At 54.7% G+C, this 12,472-nt stretch carries 14 protein-coding genes and 1 tRNA gene; 10 read left to right on the forward strand and 5 right to left on the reverse strand.

Going from position 1 to position 12,472, the window contains the following annotated elements; all coding sequences use genetic code 11:
- Positions 1–5: 5 nt before the first annotated feature.
- The 5 genes from QXG22_04365 (at position 6) to dnaG (ending at position 5,738) form a co-directional block, all read left to right on the forward strand.
- Positions 6–527 carry a gamma carbonic anhydrase family protein gene (locus tag QXG22_04365; protein MEM0359224.1) on the forward strand — a complete coding sequence of 174 codons (522 nt, stop codon included), beginning with the start codon at positions 6–8 and terminating at the stop codon, positions 525–527.
- Positions 490–1,647 (forward strand): CaiB/BaiF CoA-transferase family protein, encoded by a 1,158-nt coding sequence (locus QXG22_04370; protein MEM0359225.1) that lies wholly within the window; start codon positions 490–492, stop codon positions 1,645–1,647. The genes QXG22_04365 and QXG22_04370 overlap by 38 nt, the downstream gene beginning before the upstream one ends.
- Positions 1,648–1,745: 98 nt before the next feature.
- Positions 1,746–3,179: an OB-fold domain-containing protein gene (locus QXG22_04375; protein ID MEM0359226.1), complete on the forward strand. Its 1,434-nt coding sequence runs from the start codon at positions 1,746–1,748 to the stop codon at positions 3,177–3,179.
- The gene (locus QXG22_04380) at positions 3,160–4,359 is read left to right on the forward strand and encodes an acetyl-CoA acetyltransferase (GenBank protein MEM0359227.1); all 1,200 of its coding nucleotides are present in this window, start codon (positions 3,160–3,162) and stop codon (positions 4,357–4,359) included. The genes QXG22_04375 and QXG22_04380 overlap by 20 nt, the downstream gene beginning before the upstream one ends.
- A gap of 176 nt (positions 4,360–4,535) precedes the next feature.
- On the forward strand, positions 4,536–5,738 hold the full coding sequence (gene dnaG, locus QXG22_04385; GenBank protein ID MEM0359228.1) for a DNA primase DnaG: 1,203 nt from the start codon (positions 4,536–4,538) through the stop codon (positions 5,736–5,738).
- Between the two features lies 1 nt (position 5,739).
- Here dnaG and rimI read toward each other — a convergent pair whose 3' ends face one another.
- Genes rimI through QXG22_04405 form a run of 4 tightly spaced genes read right to left on the reverse strand, consistent with a single transcriptional unit; the run spans position 5,740 to position 9,144 of the window.
- Complete coding sequence (gene rimI, locus QXG22_04390) at positions 5,740–6,198, reverse strand: ribosomal protein S18-alanine N-acetyltransferase (GenBank protein ID MEM0359229.1); 459 nt, start codon at positions 6,196–6,198, stop codon at positions 5,740–5,742.
- A 23-nt stretch (positions 6,199–6,221) separates the two neighbouring features.
- On the reverse strand, positions 6,222–7,004 hold the full coding sequence (locus QXG22_04395) for an ABC transporter ATP-binding protein (protein MEM0359230.1): 783 nt from the start codon (positions 7,002–7,004) through the stop codon (positions 6,222–6,224).
- Positions 7,001–8,044: an iron ABC transporter permease gene (locus tag QXG22_04400; protein MEM0359231.1), complete on the reverse strand. Its 1,044-nt coding sequence runs from the start codon at positions 8,042–8,044 to the stop codon at positions 7,001–7,003. The genes QXG22_04395 and QXG22_04400 overlap by 4 nt, the downstream gene beginning before the upstream one ends.
- Before the next feature lie 44 nt (positions 8,045–8,088).
- Positions 8,089–9,144: an ABC transporter substrate-binding protein gene (locus QXG22_04405; GenBank protein MEM0359232.1), complete on the reverse strand. Its 1,056-nt coding sequence runs from the start codon at positions 9,142–9,144 to the stop codon at positions 8,089–8,091.
- A 104-nt stretch (positions 9,145–9,248) separates the two neighbouring features.
- Between QXG22_04405 and QXG22_04410 the strand changes: the two genes are divergently transcribed.
- A tRNA-Thr gene (locus QXG22_04410) sits at positions 9,249–9,338 on the forward strand.
- Between the two features lie 189 nt (positions 9,339–9,527).
- Positions 9,528–10,250: a CPBP family intramembrane glutamic endopeptidase gene (locus tag QXG22_04415; protein MEM0359233.1), complete on the forward strand. Its 723-nt coding sequence runs from the start codon at positions 9,528–9,530 to the stop codon at positions 10,248–10,250.
- Here the strand turns inward: QXG22_04415 and QXG22_04420 are convergent.
- Positions 10,247–10,597, reverse strand: a complete 351-nt coding sequence (locus QXG22_04420; protein ID MEM0359234.1) for a hypothetical protein — start codon at positions 10,595–10,597, stop codon at positions 10,247–10,249. The two genes, QXG22_04415 and QXG22_04420, sit on opposite strands and share 4 nt — an antisense overlap.
- A 101-nt stretch (positions 10,598–10,698) precedes the next feature.
- On the opposite strand from QXG22_04420, the gene QXG22_04425 reads away from it, so the two are divergent.
- From QXG22_04425 to QXG22_04435, 3 genes are read left to right on the forward strand one after another with little or no spacing between them, the layout of a single operon-like run.
- A complete protein-coding gene (locus QXG22_04425) occupies positions 10,699–11,250 on the forward strand; it encodes a magnesium transporter (GenBank protein ID MEM0359235.1) in 552 nt (183 codons plus the stop codon).
- Between the two features lie 4 nt (positions 11,251–11,254).
- Positions 11,255–11,785, forward strand: coding sequence for a magnesium transporter (locus QXG22_04430; protein ID MEM0359236.1), 531 nt, complete (start codon positions 11,255–11,257; stop codon positions 11,783–11,785).
- Positions 11,786–11,830: 45 nt separating this feature from the next.
- Positions 11,831–12,457 carry a methyltransferase gene (locus QXG22_04435; protein MEM0359237.1) on the forward strand — a complete coding sequence of 209 codons (627 nt, stop codon included), beginning with the start codon at positions 11,831–11,833 and terminating at the stop codon, positions 12,455–12,457.
- Positions 12,458–12,472 lie beyond the last annotated feature (15 nt).

The raw sequence follows: 12,472 nt of genomic DNA on the forward strand, positions 1-12,472 counted from the left end.
AGTCGATGATGCCCCTTTACGAGTTCGGTGGGAAAAGGCCCTCCATCCATCCCGGAGCCTTGGTGGCCAAGACCGCCTGCCTGGTGGGTGAGGTGGTGGTGGGGGAGGGTACGAGCATCTGGCCGGGCGCCGTCCTCAGGGGGGATCTGAACGCGGTGAGGGTGGGAAGGTTCACCAGTATTCAGGACAACTGCGTGCTCCACACCGACATGAGCGTGGAAGTCTACGTGGGTGACTACGTGACGGTGGGACATGGGGCAGTAATCCATGGGGCCTTGGTGGAAGACCATGTGTTGATAGGGATAGGCTCCATCATCCTCAACGGGGCCAAAATAGGTAGGAACTCCATCATCGCGGCGGGTTCGGTGGTGAGGGAGGGGACGGAGGTTCCCCCAGGGACGATGTTCGCCGGCGTTCCCGCCAAATTGGTAAAGGAACTGGATCAGGAGGAGCAGAGGATCAGGGCAGAGGCCGGTGCTTTGGGATATTATGAACTGGCTAAGCAGCATCCCGAGCTCTTCAGGTGAGAGGACGCTCGAGGGAGTAAGGATAGTGGATCTCACCAGATATCTTCCCTTCACCACCCTGCTGGCCGATATGGGGGCGGAGGTAATCAAGGTGGAAGAACCTCGCAGAGGAGATTACGCCCGCACCCTTCCACCTTACTTTTCCGCTGTTCATAGGAACAAGCGAAGTCTCACCCTCAACCTCAACTCTCCAAAGGGAAGGGAAGTACTCCTGAAGTTGGTGGAGAGGGGGGACGTCCTCGTGGAGAACTTTAGACCTGGGGTGATGGAGAAATGGGGATTGGACTATGATACCCTGAGCGGGAGGAACTCCAGGCTGGTCTATTGCTCTATTTCCGGCTACGGGAAGAAGGGACCTTACCGTCTTCTGTCTGGTCATGATATCAACTACCTTTCCCTCGGAGGTGTTTTGGGCCTCACTAGGGACGAGAACGGAAAACCGGTCATACCCGGAGTACAAATAGCCGATATGGGGACCTGTCTTCTGACCACGGTGGCCATCCTTTCCGCCCTCTTCCACAGGGAGAGAACTGGAAAGGGGCAATACTTGGAAATCTCTTTCTTGGGTGCCTCCCTTTTCTTCCTCACCCTTCCTTCCTCCTTACACTTGGAGGGGTGGGAGGTGGGTGAGGAGACCCTTCCCCTCCTAGGCCACTTCCCCTGTTATGCCGTCTACAGGACCTCGGACGGAAAATACCTGAGTATCGGGTGCTTGGAGGAGGTCTTCTGGGAGAGGCTGTGTGAGGTACTTGGGAAGAGGGAATACCTTGGTCATCAGTGGGACTTGGAAAAGAGAGAGGAGATCTTCGAGGCCTTCCAGCGGATTTTCCTGACGAGGAAAAGGGAGGAGTGGTTCAGGCTTCTGTCGGAGGCCGATGTCCCCGTTGCCCCCGTCTATTCCTTGGAAGAAGTTTTCTCGGATCCTCAGGTGAAGGAAACGGGGATGTTGGTGGAGGAAGGCGGAAGGAGGGAACTTGGTTTCCCTTTCCAATCCTCCCTCTTTTCCTACAAGCCCAGGAGGAAAGCCCCCTCCCTTGGTGAACACACGGAGGAAATCCTGAAAGAGCTTGGGTACACGGAGGAGGAGGTGGAGGAGATGAGAGCGGAGGGTGTGGTTTGAACCTCGAAGAGCAGTTTCTTAGACCAGTCAGTGTGTCGGGTACTTTCCCGGAGGAGGATAATTTTATTTTTTTTTTGGCGAAAGCTAAAAGAGATTCTGTGGTAGGAATAACCTCCTGCGGAGTTTATCTTCCAAGGTACAGGATGGATAGGGCCGTTCTCTATGAAGCCATAGCTTCCTGGCTCAATCCCGCCGCCCTCCTTCCGGGGGAGAGAACGGTGGCTAACTGGGATGAGGACAGTCTCACGATGGGAGTGGAGGCGGCGAGGGACTGTTTGGGTGAAGAAAGGAAAAGTATTTCCTCGGTTTACTTCGCCACCACCACTCCCCCTTTCGCCGAAAGGATGAACGCGAGCATCCTGGCCACTGCTCTGGACTTGGAAGAGGGGGTGAGAACGGTGGATGTTACCGGATCTCCCTCCTCCGGTATGAGGGCCTTGCTCATGGCTTTCGAGGAGGCCGAAAAGGGAAAGAGGGTTTTGGTGGTGGCTTCCGACTGCAGGATGGGAAGACCGGGGAGCGTGCAGGAGGCGATGTATGGCGATGCGGCTGTTGCCCTCTTGGTGGGGGAAGAAAGAGTGGCGAAGCTGGAAGGTTCCTATTCCCTCTCCCACGATTTCCCCGATTATTGGAGGGTGGAAGGGGAGGAATTCACCCGCTCCTGGGAGGACAGGTGGATAAGGGAGGAAGGATATCTCAAGTTCATCCGTTCCTCCATCGAGGGTTTGCTGAGGGAGAAAGGTCTCACCCCCGAGGATATTTCCAAGGTGGCTTTTCCGGCCCTTTTTCCAAGGGATCATCCACGTCTTGCCAGGGAGATGGGTTTTTCCGAGCAACAACTCCAACCGAGTCTTTTCGAGCAGGTGGGAAACACGGGGGCCTCCTATCCCCTCCTTCTCCTGGTGGCGGCCCTGGAGGGAAGGGAGAGGGGAGAGAAGGTGGTGGTGGCAGGTTATGGGGCCGGGAGTGATTCTCTTCTCTTGACCGTCACGGGCGGAATGGGTGAGAGGAAGGTGGAAAGGGCTCTGGGCAGGAGGAAGGAACTGAGAAGCTATGAGAAGTACCTGGCTTGGAGGGAAAGCATGCCTGTGGAGAAGGGGATGAGGGGGGAAGAAATAGCCCCCACCTCTTTGTCGCTCGCTTGGAGGGAGAGGAGGGCTATCCTAGCGTTGGTGGGATCTAGGTGTAGAGCCTGCGGCACTCCCCAATACCCTCCGCAGAGGATCTGTGTGGCCTGCGGTGGAATGGACATGGAGCCATACAGGTTCTCGGAGAGGAGGGGGAGGGTCTTCAGCTACACCGAGGACATGCTGGCTTTCTCCGTGGATAGACCCGCCATTTACGGAATCGTGGATTTTGAGGGTGGTGGGAGATTTTGGTTCGACTTCACGGATTGTGAGGCCGGGGAGTTGAAGGTGGGAGCTCCCGTTAGGATGAGTTTCAGGAGGAAGTACCGGGATCCCGTGAGGGGAGTGATAGGATATTTCTGGAAGGCCGTACCGGAGGTGGAGGATGGGGGGAATAAAGGATAAGGTGGCCATCATAGGGATGGGATGCACTCGCTTTGGGGAGAGGTGGGACGCTGGCTATGAGGATCTCATCGTAGAAGCCTTCCAAGAGGCTTTGGAGGATGCGGGGATAGAAAAGGAAGAAATAGAGATGGCGTGGTTGGGGACCTGCTTCGATGAGGTCTCCACGGGGAAAAGTGCCTTACCCCTTTCCGTCTCCCTGAAGCTTCCCTTCATTCCCGTGACGAGGGTGGAGAACTTCTGTGCCACAGGTTCAGAGGCCCTGAGGGCAGCATGCTACGCCGTGGCTTCCGGGGCCTGTGAGGTGGCGCTGGCGCTGGGGGTTGAAAAGCTCAAGGACATAGGATATGGAGGACTTCCCGAATTCGGTTCCGGAATGGGAAGCAGGAACAGGCTCATCTTTCCGAACGTTACGGCTCCAGGGGCCTTCGCCATGATGGCGGTGAGGTACTTCGATCGTTATGGGCTGACTCCCGAAAGGGGGAAGGAAATTTTGGCCAAGATCTCGGTGAAAAGCCACAGGAACGGGGCGAGGAATCCCAAGGCCCACCTGAGGAGGGAAATAAGGGTGGAGGATGTTCTGTCCGCCCCCATCATCGCCTGGCCCCTCGGTCTCTACGACTGCTGCGGAGTGAGTGACGGGGCGGCAGCCGCTATCGTGGTGAGGGCGGAGAAGGCCAGGGAATACAGGGAGGATCCCATTTATGTGAAGGCGATGCAAGTGGCTACCACCTCCGGGGAGGAGCTGCTCTACCGATGGGACGGAACCCATGTGGAAACTACGGTGAGGGCGGCGAGGAGGGCCTATCAGGAGGCGGGAGTGGAGGATCCGAGAAGGGAGCTGGATCTGCTGGAAGTCCACGACTGTTTCTCCATCACGGAGCTGGTGACCTATGAGGATCTTGGGATTTCCCCCAGGGGAAAGGCGGCGGAGGATGTGGAGGCGGGTTTCTTTGAGCTAGAGGGTGAACTCCCTTGCCAGCCCGACGGAGGCTTGAAATGCTTTGGACATCCGATAGGAGCCTCGGGTCTCAGAATGGTATACGAAATCTACAAACAACTCCAGGGGAAGGCCGGACCCAGGCAATTGAGGGATCCCAGATTGGGACTCACCCATAACTTGGGAGGTTTCCCGGCCATGAGCGTGGTCAGTGTTAGCATTTTCGGCTTGGACAGGGGCTAGGCAGGTCAAAGTATTTATAAGGGTAGGAGGGGAGAAAAAAACGGGTAAGGGCTGGAACAGCCCAAATTTAGCCTGGAGATGGAAGTTGCCCGCAATCTGGTCTACCGGATCGGGCACTCCGTCTTACAGGAAGCTCAGAAAAGGGCAGTTCCAACCAAAACCCTTCTGGTGAGCACTTGGAAGAGAAATCGCTCAAGGACCTGGTAAAGGAAAGTGCGATCGAAAAGGGAGGTGAGAGTATGAAGGAAGAGTTTGGTGGATCGGTAAAATATCTCATCCACGCTAGGATAGAGGCCAACGGAGTGGTGGAGCGTCCAGACGTAGTGGGGGCCATCTTCGGGCAGGTAGAAGGCCTCTTGGGAGAGGACCTAGACCTCAGAGAACTACTGAAGTCCGGGAGGATAGGGAGGATCAAGGTGGAACTCACCACCAATCAGGGTAAGTCCACGGGTACCATCCTCATTCCCTCCAGTCTCGATAAGGTGGAAACGGCCATCATAGCGGCGGCACTGGAAACGGTGGACAGGGTGGGTCCCTGCGAGGCCAAGATAAGAACGGAAAAGATCGAGGATGTCAGGGAAGCCAAGCGCAAATACATCGTGAGCCGGGCAAAGGAAATCCTTTCGAAGATGGAGTTGGAAAGTCCTGAGAGTCAGGAGCTTTCGGAGCAGGTCAAGGAGAACATGAGGGCAGAGGAAATTATAGAATATCAGGGACTTCCAGCCGGCCCAGGAGTGCTGGATTCGGATGCGATCATCCTCGTGGAAGGGAGAGCGGATGTTCTCAACCTCTTGAGGGCTGGTATACGTAATGCCATCGCGGTGGAGGGAACAAACGTGCCCAAGCAGATCGTGGAGCTGTGCAAGAACAAGACGGTTACGGCCTTCCTCGACAGTGATAGAGGAGGGGATCTCATCCTGAAGGAGCTCATGCAGTTGGTGAAGATAGACTACGTGGCCAGACCTCCCAACGGAAAGAGCGTGGAGGAACTGACGAGGAAGGAAGTTTTGAAAGCCCTCAGGAACAAGGTACCGGTGGAGGAGCTCAAGGGATTCAAAAAGGAAAAGACGGAGGAAAGGAGGGCCGAGCTTTCCAGACTGAAGGAACTCCTCACGGAAATGGCGGGCTCGCTGAAGGCTAGGCTCCTCAACCAGGATCTGGAGAAAATCGAGGAGGTACCCGTGAGGGAGCTCAAGGAAAAGTTGATGCAGGCGAACGGAGTACACACGGTGGTTCTGGATGGCATCATCACCCAGGAGATAGCGGAGTTGGCCTCTGAGCGTGGAATAAAGAACTTGGTGGGAGTTCAATCGAGGGTGGAGAGGGTTCCCCCAGGCCTGCGCGTTTTCACGCTCAGGGACTTCGAGGGCGGGCGCTAGCTCAGGTGGGGTAGGTATACCACATGAGCACAGCGGTTTCCCCGTCCTCGTAATAATGGGGGAGCTCTCTTTCTTCTTTGAAACCCAGCACCGAATAGAAGGCCCTTGCTCCAAGGTTACTCTTCCTGGCTTCCAGTCTTACGGCGGTGGCCCCCTCCTTCCTAAGCCTTTCGAGGGCCTTTTGGATGAGGGCCCTTCCCACCCCCCTCCTTCTGTATTCCGGATCCACGGCTATGGAAAGGATGTGTCCTATTCCTCCCCATCTCATGGTGCAGATGAGATATCCCACCAATTTTCCGTCCATCTTTACCCCAAAGAAACCCTGGGGGTCGCTCTTGTAGAGATGCTCCAGTAGGCTGAGGGGATAGGGATCGGGGAAGCACTTGTATCCCAGCTCCATTACTTCCTGCAGGTCTTCCTCCTTTAGGTTGATTACTTTGATTTCTTTCACCACTACCATTAAGTGTAACTCTTCCCTTTATCTTACTTAAGGTTTGATTTGGAAGGTCTGAGGGGGAGGAGGTGAAAGCCCCACGGTCTCTTTATCCTCTCCACTTTCACCCCGTAGACCCTCTCCAAGTTTGAAGGGGTAAGCACTTCCTCCGGTCCTCCGATGGCGAAAATCCTTCCCTTTTTCAGGAGCACGATCCTGTCCGAGAAGGTCGAAGCCAGGTTGAGATCGTGCAAGGCCATGAGGGCGGAGAGTCCTTTCCGCTTCACTTCCTTCCTTATCAGGTTCAGGAGTTCCAGTTGATGCCTCAGGTCCAGGTTACTCGTGGGTTCGTCCAGCAGCAGGATTTCTGGTTCTTGGGCCAGGACCCTTGCCAAGAGGACCTTTTGTTTTTCTCCCCCGCTCAACTCGTTGAAGGGTCTGAGCGCCAGCTTTTCCAGACCCACCCTTTCCAAGATCTCCGAAACCACTTTCAAGTCCTTCTCTCCCACCCTCCAGCCCAAGTAAGGTTTTCTTCCGAGCAAGACGGTGTCGAAGACGGTGAGGGGGAAAGAGGGGGAAGGACCTTGGGGAAGATAGCCGATTTTCCTCGAAAGTTCCCTGGGAGTGAATTCCCCCATCTCTTTACCATCCAAGAAGATGGAACCTCGCTGGGGCTTTAGGATCCCGGCCACGCACCTGAGGAGAGTAGTCTTGCCCGAGCCGTTGGGTCCCACCAAGCTGGTGATTTCACCCTTTTCGGCTTCCAGCTCCACTCCCTCAAGGATGGAGAGAGACCCATATCCAAAGAAAAGTCCTTTTATCACGATCTTCATGACCAGAACTCCTTCCTTTTCTTCATGAGGAGGTGCAGGAAGAAGGGTATGCCCAGAAGGGAAGTCACCGCACCCACCGGGATTTCGGTGGGGGCGATGAGGCTTCTGGCCAAGGTATCGGAGGCTAGGAGGAGGAGGGCGCCCATCAGGCAGGAACAGGGAAGGACGAACCTGTGATCGCCCCCCACGAGCATGCGGGCCAGGTGGGGCGAAACTAGACCTATGAATCCTATCGTACCCGTGAAGGATACGATACCCGCCGTGAGGAGGGAGAAGAGGACCAATCCCACTCCCCTCACCCTTCCCACGTTTACCCCCAACCCTTTCGCCGTTTCGTCTCCCATGGCAAGGGCATTCAAATCCCAAGAATACCTCAGAAGGGGTGGAAAACAGAAAAGGGTGATGAAGAAAACGGGGAAGAACCTTTCCCAGGTGGCATGGTACAGACCGCCCATCAGCCAGAAAACCACTCCTTGTAGGGCCCTGGGTTCAGCCATGTACTGCAGGATCGAGGTAAGGGAGGAGAAGAGGTACATCACGGCGATTCCGGCGAGGATGATGCTTTCCGAGCTCATTCCCTTTTTGATGCTCAGACCCCATACCAAGAAGGTGGAGAGGAGGGCGAAGAGGAAGGCGTTGATCACCACCAGATATTCTCCACCCCAAACACCAAGGCCCAACACCAGACCGAGAGAGGCCCCGAAACCAGCAGCCGAGGAAACACCGAGGGTGTAGGGACTTGCGAGTGGGTTGCGCAGCAAACCTTGACAAACGGCTCCGGCTAGGGCCAAGCCAGCTCCAGCGGAAAGGGCTAGGAGGATCCTGGGAAGCCTTAACTCCCAGACGATGACTTCGGAGAGGTGATCGGAGGAGAGGGGGAAGATCCTGGAGAAGAAGGCACGCCAAACCCTTCCCGGACTCAGGTTCACCGCTCCAACGGAGAGTGCTAGGAGGAAAAGGAAGAAGAGGAGGAGGGAAAGGATGAAGATTACCAGAAGTTTGCTACGGGTATAGCGGAGGTAGACTTTTTCTATTCCCATCCGATCATCCGCTCAAGCTTTGCCCAGCCTTTTGGGTTGGGACATCAGGGGTAGGTGTATATCCCTCCACTCTCCAGCCCCCAGAAGTTCACGAGTTCCCTATGGATGGAAGACGGATCGAGATCGCCGAAGAGCTGGGGATAGAAGAATTTGGCGGCATAGCAAATGGTCACTATCTGGGAGCCTCCTCCCCAGAGATCCCAGGCTATCACGTAGACCCTGTTTTCTTTCACGGCTTTTAGTTCTCCCCATCCGGGTCTGCTAACGAGTGTCTCCCAGACTCTTTTCAGGGGTTCCGGGTTGGTCAGGGCCCTTCCCCCTCCCGGTAAAGCGCTCTTCCCGGCGTTTTTGAGGATCACGTCAGGGTTTTTCTGCAGTACCCATTCCGGGGATACTATCGGGTAGGAAACGGGTTCCCCTGCTGCCAGGTTAAGACCACCCGCGGCCGTCACGATGCCATGGGCCATGGTACCGTAGGAAGCCGTTTGGTAGTCCTTGTGTCCTTCGACGTACACACGTACTTTGTTTTCCAGACCAGAAACCCTATTTTCTATGAGCTTCAGGAGATTTTCGAAGAAGCCAGCATACTTCTCCGCCTCGTTCTCCTTCCGCAGCACGAGTCCCAAAAGTCTTATGTCCCTGGGGATGAGTTCCAGCTTGTAGGCATCCACACAGAGGATCTTGATACCTAGGGGTTCCAGCCTCTTCTTGAGTTCCTCCTCCGAACCCACCTTTCCACTGTAAGTGATCACCACTTCTGGTTGGAGTCCCAAGATCGCTTCGTAGTTGGGGGAGGAACTGCTCCCCACTTCTGGAAGGTTGTCGAACTTGGGCGCCATCTTTTGTTTGGTGGTGGGGCTTACTCCGACCACCAGGTTTTCAGCACCCAAGGCACAGAGGATTTCCCCCGCATCGCTCTGCAGGACGACTATCCTCCGTACGGGCTGGGGAAGCCTAACGAGTTTTCCCGAGTCATCTATTACGGTCAGAACGTTTTCTGGACTTACGAGGGTTCTGGTTTCCCTCGAATAGCCTAAGTAGCCGAGGAGGAGAAGGAGGACCGCGAGGACGGCTACCAAACCAACGGTGCTAGTTTTCATCTCGGTTTTTCTCACGGATTTCACCTTTTATTCTTTGTTGTTTCATATGAAACAAGAAAGGTAAATCCCGTCGATTTTTTAGCCTGTAAGAGAGAAAGAAAAAGGCCCCGGTAGCTCAGTAGGTAAGAGCGCGCGCTTGGTATTCCTCGTGAACGAAGAGCGCGAGGTCGCGGGTTCAATTCCCGCCCGGGGCTTAGTCTTACACGTATTTCTCTTTAAGCTTTCAGGATTGCCAAGATTTTAGTATGGCTTCCTTAGGTAAGCGGTGTGTGGCTTTACTTGAGGTTTGTCTAGTCTCTCTAATCCTAACCTTTGTTTGGTGGTTTTGCGAGCTTTACTTAGAGCATGGCATGTTCGGGTATTTTGGCCTCCAAAAATTTATTATGATACTTGTAGCCCTACTCGCCATCATCTTACCTGGGAGGAGTTTTAGGATTTACGGCTTCCTGCCCAGAAACCAGCGCATCACATTGAAGTGGAGCTCAGGATTTATAGCCGTCTTCATTCTTCCCGCGACGTTCTCAATTGTGGTATCGACCGCTCTGGGCGTGGCCAAGCCTGCCGGGCTTTCGCCGCTCGGCATAATTTTAAACTTGATCTTCAACATGGTCCTCATCGGGCTTGTTGAGGAGGCTTATTTTAGGGGTTATGTGCAGTCCAGGCTCAATGAGGCCTTTGAGAGACGCTGGCGGAGGCTCATCTTTAGGGCTTGGAAAGTCGATTATGGAATGGGTTTACTTTTAACCTCCACAATCTTCGCCTCGATGCACTTGGTCAATTACTGGAACCCGATTGCATCGAGGTGGGAGCCCACCTGGTGGATGCCCATACACATCCTAGGGTGCTTCGCCTTCGGATGCCTGGCCGGGGCTCTGAGGGAGGCATCAGACATTTATGTTTCGGCTTCACTGCACGGAGGCATAATGACCTCCTACACGTTTCTATCCATTTATACAAGCGAATGGATCCTGAACATCACCCTATTCATCAGCTGGTTCATCTTCTTCTACCTTCTGGCTATCTTCCTCCAAGAATCCGAGGAATCCAAAAATCCAAGTGGCCTGGATTTGAGAAGAAAGAAAAAAGGAAAAAGAAATGGGGATTAGGCGGCTTTGGCCAGCTGGTAGATGGCCTTTAAGGCGATGATGACCACTCCAGCCCCTATCAGAACGGTGATGTTGGTTGCCAGGTTTACGATTTCGTCCGCCAGGTGCACACCCGTAGCCTCTATCATGGAATACATTCCGAAGGCGGCTATGATGAAGGCCACGGAGCCCATGATGAACTTCTCGCTCTCTTCCGCCGTGATGTTGCACAGGGCCACGATGATTCCCAGAATCGCCAGTACTCCGTAGAGCTTGCCGGAAGGATCCACCGCTACCGCCGCCACCAGGGCTATCAGCAGTCCTATGTAGAAGGCTATCGGTCCGAGCAGTTTCTTCAAATCCTTCATTTTTCTCCCATTTTCCTTCTTAGCCACCCTTTTTAAACCATCCGTTTTCGGGGGAAGCCTAACCCTTTAAGGGAAGGTACCGAGGAAATTCTGGTGAGGAAATGGAAAAGACCACGAAAACCCTTTTGTTTCAGATCCTTTCGGTGCTCACCTTTTGCGCCGTGGCCGATTTCAGCGCCGGTTCGGTCTTGGAGGGAATGAAGGAAAAGTTCTATGTTATTCCTGGCCTCCTAACGATAGTTCCCCCTTTGGTAGGCCTGAGGGGAAACATAGGCTGTGCACTCGGGTCCAGACTGGGAACGGCCTTACATCTGGGAACCCTCAGGCCCAAGTTTTCTAGGGATTGGGAGCTGGTGGGCAATGCCTTTGCAGCCATTTTCTTGAGCATCGTGGGTTCCCTGACCGTGGTGACGGTGTCCCTGGTGGTAAGGGGTCTCGTGGGGCTTCCCTCCCTTTTTGGGGATTTGGTGGTCATAGCCCTCCTTTCCGGGATCCTGGCCGGTATCCCTATCACCTTCCTGACCATCCTCGTCGCCTTTCTTTCCTTCAGGAGGAGGTGGGATCCAGACAACGTCACGGGGCCCGTGATGACCACGCTGGGCGATATCGTTACCATGCTCAGCATCTACCTGGTGGTCCTCTGGTGGGGGTGAGCGGGTGCGCTTCTGGAGGACGGTGGCTGAAACCTACCTCGCCGTAGTCATATGTGCCTTCATCTCCCTTTTTTCCGGTCTGCTGGCAGAGCATTCCCTGAGCCTCTTCTACACCTTCCCCTTCCTCTTGGTCATGGTTCCCCCCATCAACGATATCGCGGGTAATGTGGGAACCATTTTGGGGGCCAGGCTTAGCTCAGCCCTCCATCTGGGTACCATAGCCCCTAGACAGAAGGGGGAGCTCTACTTCAACATGAAAATAGTTTCGGTTTCCAGTTTGCTGATGTATGCCGTGGTCTCCCTTGTTTTCTTCCTCTACTTGATGGTGGCAGGCGGATCCGGAAGACTTGCGCTGGTCATGCTCCTCAGCGGTCTCATCCTCACTCCCATGGTGGTCCTTTCTTCCACCCTTCTCTCCCTGCTTTCCTTCGCCAAGGGTCTGGATCCGGACAACATCACCGGTCCCCTCATCACCTCCCTCTGCGATGTGTTGGGGATGTGTAGTTTACTCCTTTCCGCCAGGCTCCTTCTTTGAACATCCGCGGGAAGGGATTCTTAAGTTCCCAAGCTTAGAACGACGATGGACAAAACCGCAGGCATCCTTTACCGTGGGGTGGGGGAAGAGATTCTGAGGACTTTTTACCGTGGAAGGGAATTCCTCGTTCTTCCCGGAGTCTACGAGCCGGCTGAGGACACCTTCCTCCTCGCCGAAAACTTGAGGGTCGAAAGGGGGGAAAGGGTGCTGGAGCTGGGAACGGGTTGCGGGATTCTAGCCGTATTGGCGGCGGAGAGAGGGGGAAAGGTAGTGGCCACGGATGTCAGCGAGGAGGCCATTAGGTGTGCTTGGCTCAATGCTTGGAAGCACGGGGTGGGAAGGAGGGTGGAACTGAGGAAGGGGTGGCTTTTCGAACCGGTGAAAAAAATGAAGTTTGATCTCATCCTCTTCAATCCACCCTATCTTCCTGTCGAAGAGGAAGATCCAAGATGGGGTGGGGGGAAAGATGGAAGGAAGGTGCTGGATCCCTTCCTCTCTTCCCTTTCCTCCCATCTTTCCGAAAGGGGAAGGGCCCTTTTCGTTCAATCCTCCCTTTCTGGGATGGGGGAAACACTCGAGAAGGCGAGGGAGCGGGGATTGGGGGTTCGTCTCCTTTCCAGTCTCAGGAGGTTCTTCGAGGAATTGTGGGTGGTGGAGGTTAGACCTTTTTAGTCTCCTCTTCCGAAA

This window comes from Candidatus Hadarchaeales archaeon, assembly GCA_038736355.1.
Taxonomy (GTDB): Archaea; Hadarchaeota; Hadarchaeia; order Hadarchaeales; family WYZ-LMO6; genus WYZ-LMO6.

Coding starts and splice junctions, on each gene's coding strand:
- QXG22_04365 (MEM0359224.1), top strand. CDS start 6: ATGATGCCCCTTTACGAGTTCGGTGGGAAAAGGCCCTCCATCCATCCC.
- QXG22_04370 (MEM0359225.1), top strand. CDS start 490: ATGAACTGGCTAAGCAGCATCCCGAGCTCTTCAGGTGAGAGGACGCTC.
- QXG22_04380 (MEM0359227.1), top strand. CDS start 3,160: ATGGGGGGAATAAAGGATAAGGTGGCCATCATAGGGATGGGATGCACT.
- rimI (MEM0359229.1), bottom strand. CDS start 6,198: ATGGTAGTGGTGAAAGAAATCAAAGTAATCAACCTAAAGGAGGAAGAC.
- QXG22_04395 (MEM0359230.1), bottom strand. CDS start 7,004: ATGAAGATCGTGATAAAAGGACTTTTCTTTGGATATGGGTCTCTCTCC.
- QXG22_04400 (MEM0359231.1), bottom strand. CDS start 8,044: ATGGGAATAGAAAAAGTCTACCTCCGCTATACCCGTAGCAAACTTCTG.
- QXG22_04405 (MEM0359232.1), bottom strand. CDS start 9,144: ATGAAAACTAGCACCGTTGGTTTGGTAGCCGTCCTCGCGGTCCTCCTT.
- QXG22_04415 (MEM0359233.1), top strand. CDS start 9,528: ATGATACTTGTAGCCCTACTCGCCATCATCTTACCTGGGAGGAGTTTT.
- QXG22_04420 (MEM0359234.1), bottom strand. CDS start 10,597: ATGAAGGATTTGAAGAAACTGCTCGGACCGATAGCCTTCTACATAGGA.
- QXG22_04425 (MEM0359235.1), top strand. CDS start 10,699: ATGGAAAAGACCACGAAAACCCTTTTGTTTCAGATCCTTTCGGTGCTC.
- QXG22_04435 (MEM0359237.1), top strand. CDS start 11,831: ATGGACAAAACCGCAGGCATCCTTTACCGTGGGGTGGGGGAAGAGATT.